The following is a 14800-nucleotide window of genomic DNA, read 5'->3' on the forward strand; positions in this document are numbered from 1 at the left end:
TGCGCAGACAAGGGGCCGGGTCGGATTCAGAGGGCCGGGTCGGCATCCGAACGCGGCTGCGCGAAGACCGTCACACGGGAGGCCACTGCGGATGCCGCGCCACGGCCACCCGCGCCGACAGGTCCGCGAGCACGCGCGACCCGCCACCGGCGGCGCCCGCGGCACCGGCGGCACCGGTGAACCCGAGCGCCCCGGCCCAGCCGAGCGCGAGCAGGGCATGCCCCGCGGCGTTCGGGTGGAACGCGTCGTCGAGCAGTCCCCACGGCATGCCGTCGTTGCCGGGGCCCGTCCCGGCCGAGAACTCCGCGAACGCGGCGTACTGATCGACCAGGATCACGTCGTCGTGCGCGGCCACGTCGCGGATCGCCTGCGCGAACTCACCGAGGCGTGCACGATCGGGGGCATGCCGCAGGTCGGCGGTCGGCGGTGTCTGCAGCACGGGCACGGCGCCGAGCATCCGTACCCGACGCACGAACTCCGCGATCGACTCCGCGAACGTCGGCACCTCGATCACGGGGTCGAGCCATTCGGCGGTGCAGTCGTTCGTACCGATCATGAGCGTCACCACGTCGGGCCGCCAGTGCGCGACGCGGCGGTCGAAGTCGCCCAGGATCAGGTCGGCCCGCCACCCCGTGACCGCGGTGTTGATCACGGCATCCTGCACCCGTCCGGCATCGCCGCGGATCAGCTCGTGCAGGTGGTCGACATAGTTGCGAGCCCCGCGGGTGTGGATGAGGCCGTGCGTGATCGAGTCGCCCGTGAACACCCAGGTGAGCGGTGCTCCGGAGGCGAGCAGCCCTCGGAGCACCGCGCGGTCGTCGGTCAACGGCTCACCTGAAGCTGCACGTCGATGAACCGCGGCCGGTAGATCGAGGCGTCGTCGTACACGTCGCCCACGTTGTCGAACGTGTTCACGTTGTACGAGACGAGGATGCGGTTGCCCTGTCGCAGATTCGGATGCTCGTGCGCGTTGTAGGTGAACACGTCGGGGTCTCCGTAGCTGCCGAGCGCCCCGGTCTCCGGCGTGCGGTACAGCTCGACCGGGTCGGTGAAGGGTCCGGTGGGCGAGCACGAGGTACGCGCGACGATGCGGGTGCTGAACAGCTCGGACGTGTCCTGCGTCACGAGCAGGTAGCCGTCGCGGAACGGGGCGACGCTGAACTCGTTGGCGACGTAGGGCACCACGGGCACGGCATCCGCCTCGGCCGCTGACCAGGTCGTGCCGTTCCAGTACGTCCAGGCGCCTTTGAGCCCGTCGTTCCCCTGCGCCCTGGCGACGTAGGCCGAGCGCACTCCGCCGGGGTCGGCGATGCCGTAGATGTAGGTCGTGCCGCGCTCCTCGAGGGTCCACGAGCCCCAGTTGATGCCGGTCGCCGATGGCAGGTCGACGATCGAGTCGAGCTGCAGCGTCTGACCGTCGAGCGTGGCGAGGCGGTTCGCGGTCCACGCGAAGTCCCACTGCCCGGTGCCGGTGCGCGCGAACTGCAGCAGCGGCACCTGCACCGTGCCGTGCCGGCCGGGCGTCGGGTCGCCGATCCAGTACCACTTGCCGTCGGGCTCGGGCGGGATGATGCCGGCCGGGTCCTCGGGGGTGCCGCCGGTGATGGTCGTGAGGTCGCCGCGGCGGTCCTGCACCACGACCGAGTTGTTCACGAACGGAGAATCGGTCGGGCGCGAGCCGTCGGGGTTCACGGTGCCGAGGAAGGTGTCCGAGAAGAGCCAGCCGGTCTTCCCCTTGCCGAGCGGCATCGAGTAGGTGCTGTCGCCGCCGGTCCACTCCCCGCCGGTGTTCCCGTAGGTCGTGAAGGTCTCGGTCAGGTTCTGGTTCACGCTCGACGTCGCCGTGAGCGTCTTGTCGACCAGCGAGCACTGCCCGGGGCCGTGCCCACCGCCGTGGCCGCCGCCCGCGGGAACGGCCGCGCTCGCCGGGGCGGCGAACAGGACTCCCGCGCAGAGGGATGCTGCGGCGAGACCCGCCGCGATCATGCGTCTTCTCATCTCGATCACTCCTTCGTGTTCGTGGGGTACTGCGAGGACGTGTTCAGCGCCCGGGGGTCTCGGAGATCCCTCCGGAGGCGTCGATGTCGTAGGTGCTGTCGCCCACGCGCAGGCCGCGCAGCACCGCGTGCGGGTCGAGTGCGGCGACGCAGCCGGCCGCGCGGACGGTGCCGTCAGCCGCGACGGAGACGCCGAACAGCGCCTCGATCACGAGCTCGACCCAGGCGCCTGACGACGAGCACGACCAGTCGATGATGTACGGCAGCTGCGGCGGGGCCTTGCGCGCTCCGCCGTTGATACCCGGCACGGCTTCCTCGACGAAGTGCGCCTGACCCATCGGGCCCTGGTTCGCCGTGCGCGACAACCCCTCGATCCACGACGTGAGCACCTCGGGGGCGCCGAGCGCGGCCAGGGCTCGTCCGGCATCCGCAGGCCAGGCGGGGTAGGCGCCGTTCCACTGATGGTCGGGCCGAGGGCTGTAGCTGGCGTCGGGGTCCCAGGGCGAGAGCGCCCGCATCCAGTTGTCGGTCTGCAGCTCGCGCTGGAAGAACGAGACCATCTCGTCGCGGATGCGCGGTGCGAGGTCGTCGGCGATCGTCGTGCCGACCACGCTGAAGTCGTAGCAGTGCCGCACCGGCAACTGCGTGCCGTCGGGCTGCCCCGCGGCGAAGATGCCCTGGCCGGGGAGGTAGCGCTCGATCACGGCCGGGAGCAGGGCGTCGGCCTCGGCGCGCAGTTCCGCGCCGGCACCGGAGTCGCCCCGCAGCTCGGCGAGCGAGGCCGCCGTCCGCATGCTCCAGACGTTCGCGGCGTTGAGGCTCGCGACCTCGTGCGTGTACGAGCTGACGCACTCGAGCAGGTTGTCGATCTCCCCGTAGTCGGCGAGTGCTGTGTCTCGGCGCAACTCCTTCCACGCCGTCGCCCACTGCCGCACCGACTCGGCGATGGTCTGATCGCCGACGATCTCGTCGAGGAACGCGGTGTCGCCGGTGAAGCGCACGTAGTCGTGCACGAGCCGGGTCATGGCGTAGTCGTTCACGGAGTACCAGCGCCCGACCGGCCCGCCGGTGAGCGACGAGGTGCCGAAGTGCGAGTGGATGTCGAGCGAGATCCAGTGCCGTACCTGGTTCCGCATCTCGGCGGGGTCGAGCAGCGCATGGCTGACGGAGCTCAGGCTGTAGTCCCAGATGAACGTGGTGGTGCCCCAGTAGTTGGGCATGAGGGTGTCGTAAGAGCGCCCGAGCACGTTCCCGGCGAAGTCGCGGCGGAACCAGATCACGCCGAGCACCGCCCACCAGTACAGGCGGCGCAGCGGAGCGGATGCCGTCTCCAGCACCGGCAGCGCGCCGGAGAACTCCCCGTCGTCGGGGTCGAACGCGGCGTGCAGCTGCCGGTTCCAGAAGTCCTCGGCCGCGGCGACGGCGCCGGGCACATCGGTGGTCACGGCGTCGTACGTGCGCGCCGCATCGTCCCGGGAGAGCCCGACCGCCTGCACGTACGCGGTGCGCGCGATCCCCCCGGCCGGCACGGCGAGCACCACCGCAAGCTCACCGCCGCGCCCGTTGCCGCCGATGCCGGTGTCGAACGCGTCGGGGAGGTCGGCCACCCCGCTCAGCGCCGCCGATCCGCCCGCCAGCCCCTGCACGCTCCAGGCCGCGGCATCCGCCGACGAGAACACCAGGCGCTCGCCGTCGACCGTCGCGGTGTCGCGTTCCGAGGGAGACTCGGCGTCGAGCCAGGCCTCCTGCGAGCGCGTGACCCGGGCAGCCGCCGAGAGTCCGATCCGCACCTCCCGGTCCGATCCGCCGGTGTTGCGCACCGCGATGTCGATCGCCACCGCCGTCTTCCCCGGCACGCACACCGTCGTGGTCTCGATCTCGAGTCCACCGACGGTCGCCCGCCGCACCACGCGGTCCGCCCGCCACTCGTGCGTCACGGGCACGCCGTACGACGCGAAGAGACGGCCGTCGACGAACAGCACCGCGGTCTGAGTGAGCCCCTGCGACACGGGCGGGAACTGCACGGCGCTGATCGCGGTCAGGTCGTGGTCGACGCGCACGGTGCCGAGCATGTTCGTGAGGCCGGTCGGCGCGATCATGTCGTCGTAGTGGTGGGTGACCGCATCGGCGGCGAGGTCGTCGACGGTGGGGATGAGCGGATGCATGGTGCCTTTCGAGGGGCGGGAGGAGAGGGGATCAGTACTGTCCGAGCGCGAGGCCCTTGGCGAAGAACCGCTGGGTGCACAGGAACAGCACCACGGTGGGGAGCGAGACGAGCACGGCCGCGGCGAGCACGACCGACATCTGAGCCCCGCCGTAGGTGCTCTGCATGCCGGACAGAGTGGTGATGATCGGGCGGATGTCGTCGGACTGGCTGAGCGTCAGGCCGAGGAGCAGGTCGTTCCACACGAACGTCGCCTGCAGGATGAAGATCGCGACCAGCGCGCTCGACGCCATCGGCAGGTACAGCCGCACGAAGATGCGCCAGGTCGTGGCGCCGTCGAGCACCGCGGCCTCGAACACGTTGTGCGCGACGCCGGTGAAGAAGTTGCGCATCACGAATGCCGAGAACGGGATCGAGATGACCGTGTAGATGATCACCATGCCCACCCGGGTGTCGAACAGGCCGATGCGCGAGTACGCGTCGAACAGTGGCAGCAGCACCATCTGCAGCGGGAACACCGTGCCGCCGAAGATCACGACGAACCACAGGAAGCCGCGCTTGAGACGCAGGGCCACGATCGCGAATCCGGCGGCGGCGCCCACGAGCACGGCGATGGTCGGAGAGACGATCGAGTAGATCAGGGTGCTCAGGATGCTGTCGCCGATGCCCGAGAGCTCGAACGCATCGGCGAAGTTCTGGAACAGGTGGAACTCGGTGGGGATCCACGACTCTTTCGACGTGAAGGTGAGCGGGTCCTTCATCGCGTTCACGACGAGGAGGTACGCGGGCAGCAGCCACACGATCCCGAGGATGACGAGGACGGCGGTGCGGATGATCTTCGACATCACATCTCCTTCTTCGGGGAGAGCTGCTGACGCAGGTACAGCACCGACGCGACCAGGGTGATGACGGTGAGGAACACCGCGATCGCCGAGCCGAGTCCGTAGTCGCTGTTCACGAACGTCTCCTTGTACATCGTCAGTGCCAGGGTTTCCGAGACCGTGCCCGGGCCGCCCTTGGTCATGCCCCAGACGATGTCGAAGGTCTTCAGGCTCGCGACGATCGAGAGCCCGACGACCACCGCCGTGAGCGGGCGGAGCATCGGCCACAGGATGCTGGTGAACAGGCGCACGCCTCCGGCGCCGTCGATGCGCGCGGCTTCTAGCGGCTCCTTCGGGATGGCCTGCAGGCCGATCGTGAACAGCAGCGCGTTCACGCCGACGCCCTGCCACGAGGAGGCGATGATCATGACGATCGTGTTGAGCGGAGCATCCAGCAGCCACCGCGGCGGGTCTGTCACGCCGAACGCGGCGAGGGCCTGGTCGAGCGCTCCGCCGGAGGAGAGGATGAACGACCACACCACGCCGACGCCGATGCCGGAGAGGGCGTAGGGGATGAGGAAGGGGAGGCGCAGCCAGATGCCGCCGCCGAGGTTCCAGGTCAGCAGCGCGATCGCGAGACCGATGCCGACCGGGACGATCAGGGTGCCGATCACCCAGAGCACGGTGTTCATCGCCGAGCCCACGAAGTCGCCGTCGGTCAGCATCTCGACGTAGTTGTCGAGGCCGATCCACTGGGGGCTCCCGAGCCCGTTGTACTTCGTGAAGCTGAGGAACACCGTCCACAGCAGCGGCAGGTAGAGCAGGACTGCGACCAGGATCACGCCCGGGGCGATGAAGCCCCGGGCGGACCACTGGTACGGCGTCTTCTGGTGCGCCATCCGCCCGCTTACTCCTGCTCTGCCCAGTACTTGTCAGCGGTGGCCTGGATCTTCTCCAGGAACGGCATCGGGTCGCCGGGGTTGGCGTTGAACGCACCGAACTGCTCGATCGCGGTGGTCACGATCTCGGTGGGCATGGCCTCGAAGAACCGGTCGTACAGCATGTAGTCGTCGCCGGCGATCTCGGTGCCGAGCTCGGCGAGGGCGGGGTCTGCGACCTTCGCCTTCGGGTTGAACGCCACGTCGCCGTGCGCGTCGTTCCAGGCGGTCTGCGCGTCGGGCGACATCCACCACTCGGCGTAGGCGAGTCCGAGGTCACGCTGCTTCGAGTTCTCGGCCGTGCAGATCGGACCCGACTCGACGGCCACCGGGGTGGCGTCCAGGTCGTCGCTGACGGCCGGGATCGCGAACATCCCGTAGTCGTCGGTGGTCATGCCCGCGCCCTCGAGGTTGCCCGCGAAGAACGTGCCGAAGTTGATCATGGCGTAGTCGCCCTGCTTGAGGCCGACCGCGGGATCGGTGGTGCTGCCCGCGTCGCTGAACCAGCCGGCCTTCTGCTCGTCGAGCCACACGTTCATGACGTCGACGATCTCGGGATCGGTGTACTTGACGTCGCCCGTGGTGAGCCCGGCGTACAGGTCGGGGTCGGTCGAGGCGACCAGGTGCTGGAACCACTGGAACGTGAAGAGCACGCTGGTCTGGTAGTACGGGGTGACCCCGGCGTCCTTCAGCGTCTCGGCGGCATCATTCAGCTCGTCCCAGGTGGTGGGCACCTCGACGCCGTTGTCGGCGAACGCGGCCTTGTTGTAGAACATGATCCAGTAGGCGATGTTCATCGGCACGCAGTACTGCTTGTCGTCGAACGTGTAGCTGTCGCGCAGGTCCTCGCTCACCCAGCCCTCGTCGACCGCCTTGGTCCAGATGTCGGTGGTCTCGGCGACCAGGCCCTCGTCGACCAGCTGCTTGAGCGAGTCGCCGGTGTGCCAGGTGAACAGGCCCGGCGACTTGTCGGTGCGGAACGACTGCTTGATGAAGGCGTCGTACTGGTTCGCGTCCGAGTAGCCGGTGGTCTTGAGGGTGATGTCGACGGCCTCGCCGCTGACCTCGTTGAGCGACTCGAAGTCGGGCTTCCACGCCGCCTTGTCGGTGTAGAAGTTGAGCGTGCCGGTCACCTCGCCGCCGTCCCCGGATCCGGAGTCGCCGGAGCATCCGGCCAGAGCCAGGGTGCCGAGGAGGAGACCGGCCGCGGCAGCGGCGATCGTGCGTCGCGAAATCATTCAGAACTCCCTTGTTCGTTGGTATCGTTACCAGAAATCTGGTTTCACGCTACCAAGGTGATGAGTGCGGTGCAAGGGATTCCCTTGCGGGATCCTCGCGGGTGGTGCGTCATTGCCGGTGCTGTGTTCAGTTGTCGCTCGTGCGCGAGCCGCGCACGTACGCCTTGACGGTCGCGAAGCGGGCGCTGCGCGAGTTCTCGGTGCGCTCGATCCGGTACGCGCCCACGGCGGCCGGCACGATGAACGTCTCGGCGTAGTGGATCACGAAGGGCTCGAACGCGTCGGTCGGGCTGACCACGCGGACCTCATCGCCCTCGACCAGGTTGAGCACGTTGACCGTGCCCTCCGTGTCGTGGTCGGCGCCCTCGGTGAACCAGTGCCGCCGTACCTCGATGAACTCGAGCTCGTGCAGGCCCGTGCTCTCCTCGATCACGTCGCCGTCGGTACGGATCGTCTGCACCTGGTCGATCAGGTTGTCGCCGACCCAGGCGGTGTCGCGGTCCCACTGGATGTTGCGGGCGCCGTGGTCGAGGTGCACGGGGCGGGGGATGCCGTCGAGTCCGACGCGGCCCCAGTCCCAGAGCTTGAAGGTGAAGATGAACGGCGTCGCCGAGATCTCCAGCACCATCGAGTTCGCGCCCGAGCAGTGCACGGTGCCGGCCGGGATGGCGAAGTGGTCGTGCTTGCGGGCCGGGAACGAGTTGACGTACTTGTCGGCGGGGAACGGATGCTCGCCGTCCTGCGCCGTCGCCAGGTCCTGCAGCATCTCGGTGCGGTCGATGCCCTCCTTGGTGCCGAGATACACCACGGCATCGTCGCCGGCGTCGAGCATGTAGTAGCTCTCGTCCTGCGTGTAGTGCATGCCGAACGTGTTCTGGATGTAGTCGGTCAGCGGGTGCACCTGCAGGCTGAGGTTGCCGCCGTCCATCGTGTCGAGGAAGTCGAAGCGGATCGGGAACTCGGCGCCGAAGCGCGAGAACGTCTTCGCCCCGAGCAGGTCGACCGGGCGGCGGAAGACGAGGTCGAGTGCGGGGATCTCGATCACGCCGCCCTCTCCCTCCAGCAGCAGGGAGTTCTCCTCGGGCACGCAGTCGAAGCACCACGCGTAGTTGTCCTTCGAGGGATCGAGGCCGATGAGGTTCTTCATCCACTGCCCGCCCCACACCCCGGGGTCGAAGAACGGCACGACGCGGAACGGACGGTGCGCGGCATCCTCCAGCGCCTGGCGGAAGGCGGTGCCGGTGATCATGCCCGCCTCCGGGGCGTCCGGATGCTGTTCGGCCGGGGCGATCGCGTTGCCGTCGAGCACGAAGTCGACCGTGTCGAACAGGCTGCGCTTGTGTCGGTCGGCCGCGCGCCACTCGACGAAGAAGCCGCGCTTGTATTTGCGCAGGTTGTCTTCCGCGGCGTTGTCGGCCCGCCAGTTCGTGGCGCCCTTGCGCTGGCGCAGCTGGATCTCCCAGCGGGCCATGTCGACCAGCACGGTCGCGGAGGCGCCGTCGAGGCGCGGGGCGAGGAGGGCGGAACCCCAGCCGATCACGACGGTGGGGCTCTGCGCGATGTCGGCGGCGAGGGCGTCCAGCTTCGCGGTGTCGTAGAAGTCGGACAGGGCGAAGTGGCTCATGACACCGAAGACGCGGTCGTCGGTGAGGTTCGGGGCGATCAGCTGCTCGACCTCGGCGACCGGTCGCGCGGCGGTCTCGACGTCGACGACGGTCCAGTCCGGCAGGGCCGCGCGCACTTCGGCGGTGAGGGCGGGCACATCGACGCCCGGGTAGGCGTCCACGAGCAGCACGGGGGCCGTGCCGGTCACGCGGGCGCAGGCCTCGGCGAGTTCGGCGGCGGCGGTCCAGCCCTCGCGGCCGCGGAGGATGCGCTCGCCCGCGGGGAGCGCCACGGTCGGCTGGGTGTCGTAGCGACCTCGGGTCGTGTGCCCTTCGTGCATGTCGCTGATCGGGGTGGTCACTGTTCCTCCTGAACGGGGTGAGTGGCGGGGTCTGGGTTGTTTGCGTTGTTTGCGGGGTCGGTCGCGGACTGCAGGGTCGTGGCGCGGGCGAGGACGCTGAGTCCGCGGGCGACGGAGAGCTCGGGCTCGGGCGGGACGATGAAGCGCGGCAGGGTCATCGAGGGCCAGAGGTGTGCGCGGACGTATGCCTCGATCGGTGCGTGGACTGCGTCGCCCGCACGCAGGATGCCGCCGGAGAGGATGAGCACGGCCGGGTCGGAGGAGTGCACGAGCGAGGTGACGACCGCGCCCCACACGTGCAGGAAGCGGTCGCGGATCCCGGGGTGCGCGTCGGTGGTGAAGACCTCGGTCATCGTGACGCCGTCGGGGAGGGCCCATGTGCTGGCGAGGGCTTCGCCGCAGCCGATGTTCCCGCACGGGCAGACCGGCCCGTCGAGGTCGACCGTGAGGTGTCCGCCGAGGATGCCGGCGTGCCCGGTGCGTCCGCGCAGAGGCGTGCCGTCGATCATGGCCGCGGTGCCGATGCCGGTGCCGAGGGTGACGAGTACCGCGTCGCGCTCGCCGGCCGCGCTGCCTGACGAGGTCTCGCCGATCAGGGCCGCACGGGCGTCGTTCTCGACGGTGGCGGGGAGGCCGAACTCCGCGAGCGACCAGGTGTTCAGGTCGAAGTCCTCGAGGAAGTCGTACTTGGCGTTGGCGTGCAGCATCCGTCCGGTGGTGGGGTCGACGACACCGGGGACGGCGATGCCCACGGCGTCCGCGGATCGTCCGCTCGCGGTGAGGAGTCGACGCGCCTCGACGGCCGCGGCGTCGAGGTCGGCGGCGCTGCCCGTGACCGGCATGCGGCCCGAGGCGATGACGCGGCTGCCGTCGATCAGGGCGAGCTTGATCTCGGTGCCCCCGAAATCGATGCACAGCTCCATCAGGCCTCCTCGTCGATGATTGGTAACGTTATCAATGAGGTGCGGAGGTGTCAACACCCCGTCTTCAGCGCACCCCGCTCAGCGCACTCCGCGCAGCGATACCGGCAGCTCGACCTCGCGGGCCGGAGCATCGAGCTTGCCGCCGTCGAGCCGGTCGAGCAGCAGGCGTGCGGCGGTGCGGCCGAGCTCGCGGGGGTCGTGGTCGATCACGCTGATCGGCACGGGAGACAGCTCGGCGAGCTCGAAGTCGTCGAAGCTCATGATCTCGGGGAAGTCGGTCGCGGCGCGAGAACCGGCGTTGAGCTGGGCGCTGATCTCCTTGAGCGCACCGATGGCGTTGCGGTTGTTGGCGCAGAAGATCGCGGTGGGTGGATGCTCGGCGCCGAGGAGGGCGCGGGTGGCTTCGCGGGCCTGATCGACGGTCTGCTGGTTCGTGGCGACGATGGTCGGGTCGACCGCGAGGCCACGGTCTTCGAGGGCACGGAGGAATCCGGCGTACCGGCGCTCTCCGGTGAAGATCGACAGCGCATTGCCGAGGTAGCCGATGCGGGTGTGTCCGTGCTCGATGAGCGCCGTGGTCCCGCGGTAGGCGCCGTCGTCGTCGTCGAGCACGACGCTGTCGACGGAGAGCCCGTCGATGCGGCGAGAGGCGAGGACGACGGGCACCCCCTGGTTCTGCGAGTGTGCGAGGTGGGCCGAGGTGGGGCCGGCGGGGACGACGATGAGTCCGTCGACGCGGCGGCCGAGGAAGTCACCGACCAGGTCGGCTTCGCGCGCGGCGTCCTCCGACGTGTTGCCGAGCAGGATGCGGCGGCCGGTGAGGGCGGCCTCCTCCTCTACTCCGAGCGCGAAGGTGCTGTAGTACGGGTTGGCGATGTTCGTGATCGCGACGCCGATGAGTCCGCTGCTGTGGCCGGGGCGGATGCTGCGGGCGTTCTCGTTGCGGTGGTAGCCGAGTTCGGCGACGGCTTCCATGACGCGCTGCTGCACGTCGGGCTTGACGTTGAGTCCGCCGGAGAGGGTGCGCGACACGGTCATGGGGCTGACGCCGGCTCGGGTCGCGACCTCTTTGACCGTCGGGCGGCGCGCTCGTTCGCTCATCACTGCCCTCCGAGACGTCGTGCATGGGATCAAAGGGAACGTTATCAGCGGGCCTCCGGATCCGCCGGGTGCAGGCGCGCCGATCCGCTGTCACGGACGGAAACCGGAAATGCGACCGCGCGAGGCGGTCCGTAGATTGGTCGGACCCCGCTGTGAATGGAGTTTCCTCGTGCCCGAGATCCGTGCCCTGCACCTGTCCTGTACGGATGCCGTCGGCTGAGCCGGCGGAGAACCACGACCATGGCCGAGGACCGTACTTCTCTTCCGTCGCATCCCTTCGATGCGCGCACCCGCCTGTACCTCGATCGGCCGCAGAGCCGGAAGTGGAGCCTGCATCCCGGACGCATCGGGGCGTGGGTGGCGGAGATGGACTTCGGGGTCGCGCCCGAGATCGCCGACGCGCTGCATCGCGCGATCGACGACGAGAACCTCGGGTACCTCTCTCCGCCACAGGCCGCGGAACTCGGTGAGGCCACGGCCGAGTGGATGCAGGACGAGTACGGCTGGGCGGTCGACCCGGAGCGGGTGCATCCGGTCTCCGATGTGATGGCTGCGCTCGGGGTCGCCGTGCAGGAGTATGCCCCAGCGGGTTCGCCCGTGATCGTGCCGACTCCGGCGTATATGCCCTTCCTGACATACTTGCCCGCGATCGGGCATCCGGTGATCGAGGTTCCCGGCGTCGAGGTCGACGGACGCTGGCAGCACGACCTGCAGCGCATCGACGAGGCCTTCGCTGCGGGGGCGCGGACGCTGGTGCTCTGCAATCCGCACAACCCGACCGGCACGATCGTCGGTCGGGAGGAACTCGAGGCGATCGCCGCGATCGTCGAGCGGCACGGCGGGCGGGTGTTCGCGGATGAGATCCACGCGCCACTCCGCTACGACGGCGCCCCGTTCGTACCGTACGCGTCGGTGTCGGAGGCCACGGCCGCCCACACGGTCACGGGCACGAGTGCGTCGAAGGCATGGAACATCCCGGGGCTGAAGACCGCGCAGCTGATCACCTCGAACGATGCGGACCAGGAGCTGTACAAGCGGTTCGGCTTCGCGGTGCAGCATGGCGCGTCGACCCTCGGCGTGGTGGCTTCGACAGCCGCGTATCGGGCGGGCAAGCCGTGGCTGACCGACGTCATCGAGTATCTCGACGGGTCGCGGGGCGAGCTCGCCGCGCTTGTGCAGGAGCACCTGCCGGGAGCCGTGTACCGCGCGCCCGAGGCGACGTACATCGGGTGGATCGACACACGTGCGCTGGGGATTCCGGGGCCGCCTGCCGAGTTCTTCCGCGAGCAGGCCGGCGTGGTCCTCACCGAGGGGAGGCTGCTGGGGCGGGGCGCCGAGGGCTTCGTCCGGGTGGTGTTCGCGACGCCGCGCCCGATCCTCGACGAGGCGTTCGCGGCGATGGGCGACGCGGTGCGGCGGGCCGGCCTCGCGGGCTGAAGATCGGTGGTCGGATGCCGACGCAGAGGGTGTCAAGGGCCTCTGCATTGTCGGTCGGCTGGCGTAGAAAGGGATGCGAGAGAAGGGATTCCGCATGGCCGCCGGCGATATCGAGACGTTCCACCGCAACGGCATCTGGTTCAACCGCATCGAGGGTGAATCGCAGACGTTGGGCAGCAGCTTCGAGGATGAAGACGAGGCGGTGAAGGTCGGTCGCAGTGCGGCGGTCGCGCGTCAGGTCGCGCACACGGTGCGCAGCGAAGAGGGTCCGTCGAAAGACTCCCACGCCTACGATCTGCACCCGCGCGAGCTGATCGGCCGATGACAGCGGCCTCCGGTCCGGACTCGGGTTCCGGCGCCGACTCCGAACGGCGGATGCTGTTGCAGGCATGCGTCAACGGGGCCCGTGATCTGGCGGAGCATCCGTGGTTGAGTGCCGATCCGAGTGTGGTCGCGCAAGACGCGGCGGCGGCGGTGGAGGCCGGTGCCGCGGAGGTGCATGTGCACCCGAAGGATGCTGCCGGCCGGGACAGTCTCGCGGCAGACGATGTCGCCCGCTGGGTGGGGGCGGTGCGAGAGGCAGCGCCCGGCGTGCCCGTCGGAGTGACCACCGGAGCCTGGGCCGAGCCCGACGTCGAGCGTCGTCTCGCCGCCATCGAGGGGTGGACGGAGCTGCCCGATCACGCCTCCGTCAACTGGCATGAAGACGGAGCGGATGAGGTGGCGGCGTTGCTGCTGCGCCGCGGAGTCGCGGTCGAGGCCGGGCTGTGGGATGCGGCGGGCTTCGAGGTGTGGAAGCGTTCGCCGGTGCGCGGCGACTGCCTGCGGGTGCTGATCGAGCTGCCGGACGAGCCGACCGAGACCCTGCGCGATCATGCCGAGGGGATGATCGCACACGTTCAGCTCGAGGAGCCCGACCTCCCGATCCTGCTGCACGGCGAGGAGGGTTCGACCTGGCCGGTGTTCGACCTCGCGGTCGAGTTCGGTCTGGATTCGCGGATCGGGTTGGAGGACACGCCCCTGCTTCCCGACGGTGCGAACGCCCCCGGGAATGCCGCGCTGGTAAGGGCGGCGATCGGGCGCATGCGGGGAGTCTGACCGCGGCGGATGCTGCGCTGGGGCATCCTGGGGCGATGTTCTCCGACTCGCTCCTCCCCTTCCTCCTGATGAACCTCGTTTTCATCGTCATCGGGATCCTCATCGCCTGGCTGGTGATCTACTCGGCCGTGCGCGCGGCGCTGACCTCGCATCGGCAGGCGATGGCGCGCGAGCAGCGGCCCGGTCAGGTGTGATCGAGCGGGACCTCGGTCCGGCCGTGAGCGGAGCCTAGACTTCCGCCATGCCGATGTCCGACTACGTCCGTTCCATCCGCGCGCGGATCGGTCATGACCTCCTGCTGCTCCCCAGTGTGACGGCGGTGATCCGTGACGGTGAGCGGTTCCTTCTCGCGCGCACGGTGGACTCGGACGACTGGAGCCTGATCGGGGGCGGCGTCGAGCCGGGCGAGGATCCCGCCGACGCGCTGATCCGCGAGGTGCAGGAGGAGATCGGGGCGCGCATCCGCATCACCGGGATCATCGGCGCCTACGGCGGGGAGTCGCTCATCCTCACCTATCCGAATGCCGACCGGGTCTCGTATGTGGCGACCGCGTACGCGTGCACGCTGCTCGACCCGCCGATCGCCGATCAGGAGGAGATCGTCGAGGTCGGATGGTTCACGCGCCCGGAGATCGCGGAGCTGCAACGCGGGCGGTGGATCGATCGCATCCTCGACGACGCTGAGGCGATGGGCGCCTAGGCGCCGGTCACCGTGACTTCTCGTCCCAGCCCGACCAGTCGGGGCGGTCGACGATGCAGAACCGGTTGCCTTCGGGGTCTTCCATGATCACGTAGTCGGCGTCGGCCGGCAGCTTGTCCCAGTGCACTTCGCGCGCACCGAGGTCGGTGAGTCGGCGAACCTCGGCGGCCTGATCCTCGGCGTAGATGTCGAGGTGGATGCGCGGCGGCAGCACCCGCTCGGAGTGGTGTGCGTCGAGGGCGATGCACGGGGTGTCCGCGTCACGCGGTTTCAGCACGACCCAGTCGTCGTCCGCGGGGTCGCGTTCGACATAGTCGAGAGCCGCCTTCCAGAAGCGGGACTGTGTCGGGAGGTCCGTCACACGAATCACGATCGACGCGATCTTCAGCATGAGGTCGAGTGTAGGCGGACGAGTTC

15 protein-coding genes are annotated in these 14800 nt (G+C 69.1%); 5 read left to right on the forward strand and 10 right to left on the reverse strand.

Annotated features, from left to right (window positions below):
* Nucleotides 1–70: 70 nt before the first annotated feature.
* From CQ045_RS09370 to CQ045_RS09410, 9 genes are all read right to left on the reverse strand, one after another.
* A complete protein-coding gene (locus CQ045_RS09370) occupies nucleotides 71–826 on the reverse strand; it encodes an SGNH/GDSL hydrolase family protein (protein ID WP_105722972.1) in 756 nt (251 codons plus the stop codon).
* Nucleotides 823–1998 (reverse strand): DUF4185 domain-containing protein, encoded by a 1176-nt coding sequence (locus CQ045_RS09375; RefSeq protein WP_181156511.1) that lies wholly within the window; start codon nucleotides 1996–1998, stop codon nucleotides 823–825. The genes CQ045_RS09370 and CQ045_RS09375 overlap by 4 nt, the downstream gene beginning before the upstream one ends.
* A 43-nt stretch (nucleotides 1999–2041) precedes the next feature.
* Nucleotides 2042–4162, reverse strand: a complete 2121-nt coding sequence (locus tag CQ045_RS09380; protein WP_105722977.1) for a hypothetical protein — start codon at nucleotides 4160–4162, stop codon at nucleotides 2042–2044.
* Between the two features lie 31 nt (nucleotides 4163–4193).
* Nucleotides 4194–5006, reverse strand: coding sequence for a carbohydrate ABC transporter permease (locus CQ045_RS09385; protein ID WP_105722979.1), 813 nt, complete (start codon nucleotides 5004–5006; stop codon nucleotides 4194–4196).
* On the reverse strand, nucleotides 5006–5881 hold the full coding sequence (locus CQ045_RS09390) for a carbohydrate ABC transporter permease (protein ID WP_105722981.1): 876 nt from the start codon (nucleotides 5879–5881) through the stop codon (nucleotides 5006–5008). The genes CQ045_RS09385 and CQ045_RS09390 overlap by 1 nt, the downstream gene beginning before the upstream one ends.
* An 8-nt stretch (nucleotides 5882–5889) precedes the next feature.
* On the reverse strand, nucleotides 5890–7158 hold the full coding sequence (locus CQ045_RS09395; protein ID WP_105722983.1) for an ABC transporter substrate-binding protein: 1269 nt from the start codon (nucleotides 7156–7158) through the stop codon (nucleotides 5890–5892).
* 127 nt (nucleotides 7159–7285) lie between these two features.
* Nucleotides 7286–9124: a class I mannose-6-phosphate isomerase gene (locus CQ045_RS09400; RefSeq protein ID WP_105722985.1), complete on the reverse strand. Its 1839-nt coding sequence runs from the start codon at nucleotides 9122–9124 to the stop codon at nucleotides 7286–7288.
* Nucleotides 9121–10047 (reverse strand): ROK family protein, encoded by a 927-nt coding sequence (locus tag CQ045_RS09405; protein WP_105722987.1) that lies wholly within the window; start codon nucleotides 10045–10047, stop codon nucleotides 9121–9123. Before CQ045_RS09405 ends, CQ045_RS09400 begins: the two co-directional genes overlap by 4 nt.
* Before the next feature lie 78 nt (nucleotides 10048–10125).
* Nucleotides 10126–11148, reverse strand: coding sequence for a LacI family DNA-binding transcriptional regulator (locus CQ045_RS09410; RefSeq protein ID WP_105722989.1), 1023 nt, complete (start codon nucleotides 11146–11148; stop codon nucleotides 10126–10128).
* Nucleotides 11149–11388: 240 nt separating this feature from the next.
* Here CQ045_RS09410 and CQ045_RS09415 point away from each other — a divergent pair, with 240 nt between their 5' ends.
* From CQ045_RS09415 to CQ045_RS09430, 5 genes are all read left to right on the forward strand, one after another.
* Nucleotides 11389–12585: a MalY/PatB family protein gene (locus CQ045_RS09415; RefSeq protein WP_105722991.1), complete on the forward strand. Its 1197-nt coding sequence runs from the start codon at nucleotides 11389–11391 to the stop codon at nucleotides 12583–12585.
* Between the two features lie 94 nt (nucleotides 12586–12679).
* Complete coding sequence (locus CQ045_RS09420) at nucleotides 12680–12910, forward strand: DUF2188 domain-containing protein (protein WP_105723243.1); 231 nt, start codon at nucleotides 12680–12682, stop codon at nucleotides 12908–12910.
* On the forward strand, nucleotides 12907–13683 hold the full coding sequence (locus tag CQ045_RS09425) for a 3-keto-5-aminohexanoate cleavage protein (RefSeq protein WP_258131015.1): 777 nt from the start codon (nucleotides 12907–12909) through the stop codon (nucleotides 13681–13683). The genes CQ045_RS09420 and CQ045_RS09425 overlap by 4 nt, the downstream gene beginning before the upstream one ends.
* Before the next feature lie 35 nt (nucleotides 13684–13718).
* The gene (locus CQ045_RS18830) at nucleotides 13719–13877 is read left to right on the forward strand and encodes a hypothetical protein (protein WP_181156512.1); all 159 of its coding nucleotides are present in this window, start codon (nucleotides 13719–13721) and stop codon (nucleotides 13875–13877) included.
* A 47-nt stretch (nucleotides 13878–13924) separates the two neighbouring features.
* The gene (locus CQ045_RS09430) at nucleotides 13925–14383 is read left to right on the forward strand and encodes an NUDIX domain-containing protein (protein ID WP_181156513.1); all 459 of its coding nucleotides are present in this window, start codon (nucleotides 13925–13927) and stop codon (nucleotides 14381–14383) included.
* A gap of 7 nt (nucleotides 14384–14390) precedes the next feature.
* Here CQ045_RS09430 and CQ045_RS09435 read toward each other — a convergent pair whose 3' ends face one another.
* On the reverse strand, nucleotides 14391–14774 hold the full coding sequence (locus CQ045_RS09435; RefSeq protein ID WP_105722992.1) for a VOC family protein: 384 nt from the start codon (nucleotides 14772–14774) through the stop codon (nucleotides 14391–14393).
* Between the last annotated feature and the right edge of the window lie 26 nt (nucleotides 14775–14800).

This window comes from Microbacterium sp. MYb66, assembly GCF_002979435.1.
Lineage (GTDB): Bacteria > Actinomycetota > Actinomycetes > Actinomycetales > Microbacteriaceae > Microbacterium.

What these genes read in the sequence shown, in the direction of transcription:
- CQ045_RS09375 (WP_181156511.1), bottom strand. Translation starts at nt 1,998, where the DNA reads ATGAGAAGACGCATGATCGCGGCGGGTCTCGCCGCAGCATCCCTCTGC.
- CQ045_RS09380 (WP_105722977.1), bottom strand. Translation starts at nt 4,162, where the DNA reads ATGCATCCGCTCATCCCCACCGTCGACGACCTCGCCGCCGATGCGGTC.
- CQ045_RS09385 (WP_105722979.1), bottom strand. Translation starts at nt 5,006, where the DNA reads ATGTCGAAGATCATCCGCACCGCCGTCCTCGTCATCCTCGGGATCGTG.
- CQ045_RS09390 (WP_105722981.1), bottom strand. Translation starts at nt 5,881, where the DNA reads ATGGCGCACCAGAAGACGCCGTACCAGTGGTCCGCCCGGGGCTTCATC.
- CQ045_RS09395 (WP_105722983.1), bottom strand. Translation starts at nt 7,158, where the DNA reads ATGATTTCGCGACGCACGATCGCCGCTGCCGCGGCCGGTCTCCTCCTC.
- CQ045_RS09405 (WP_105722987.1), bottom strand. Translation starts at nt 10,047, where the DNA reads ATGGAGCTGTGCATCGATTTCGGGGGCACCGAGATCAAGCTCGCCCTG.
- CQ045_RS09410 (WP_105722989.1), bottom strand. Translation starts at nt 11,148, where the DNA reads ATGAGCGAACGAGCGCGCCGCCCGACGGTCAAAGAGGTCGCGACCCGA.
- CQ045_RS09415 (WP_105722991.1), top strand. Translation starts at nt 11,389, where the DNA reads ATGGCCGAGGACCGTACTTCTCTTCCGTCGCATCCCTTCGATGCGCGC.
- CQ045_RS09420 (WP_105723243.1), top strand. Translation starts at nt 12,680, where the DNA reads ATGGCCGCCGGCGATATCGAGACGTTCCACCGCAACGGCATCTGGTTC.
- CQ045_RS09425 (WP_258131015.1), top strand. Translation starts at nt 12,907, where the DNA reads ATGACAGCGGCCTCCGGTCCGGACTCGGGTTCCGGCGCCGACTCCGAA.
- CQ045_RS18830 (WP_181156512.1), top strand. Translation starts at nt 13,719, where the DNA reads ATGTTCTCCGACTCGCTCCTCCCCTTCCTCCTGATGAACCTCGTTTTC.
- CQ045_RS09430 (WP_181156513.1), top strand. Translation starts at nt 13,925, where the DNA reads ATGCCGATGTCCGACTACGTCCGTTCCATCCGCGCGCGGATCGGTCAT.
- CQ045_RS09435 (WP_105722992.1), bottom strand. Translation starts at nt 14,774, where the DNA reads ATGCTGAAGATCGCGTCGATCGTGATTCGTGTGACGGACCTCCCGACA.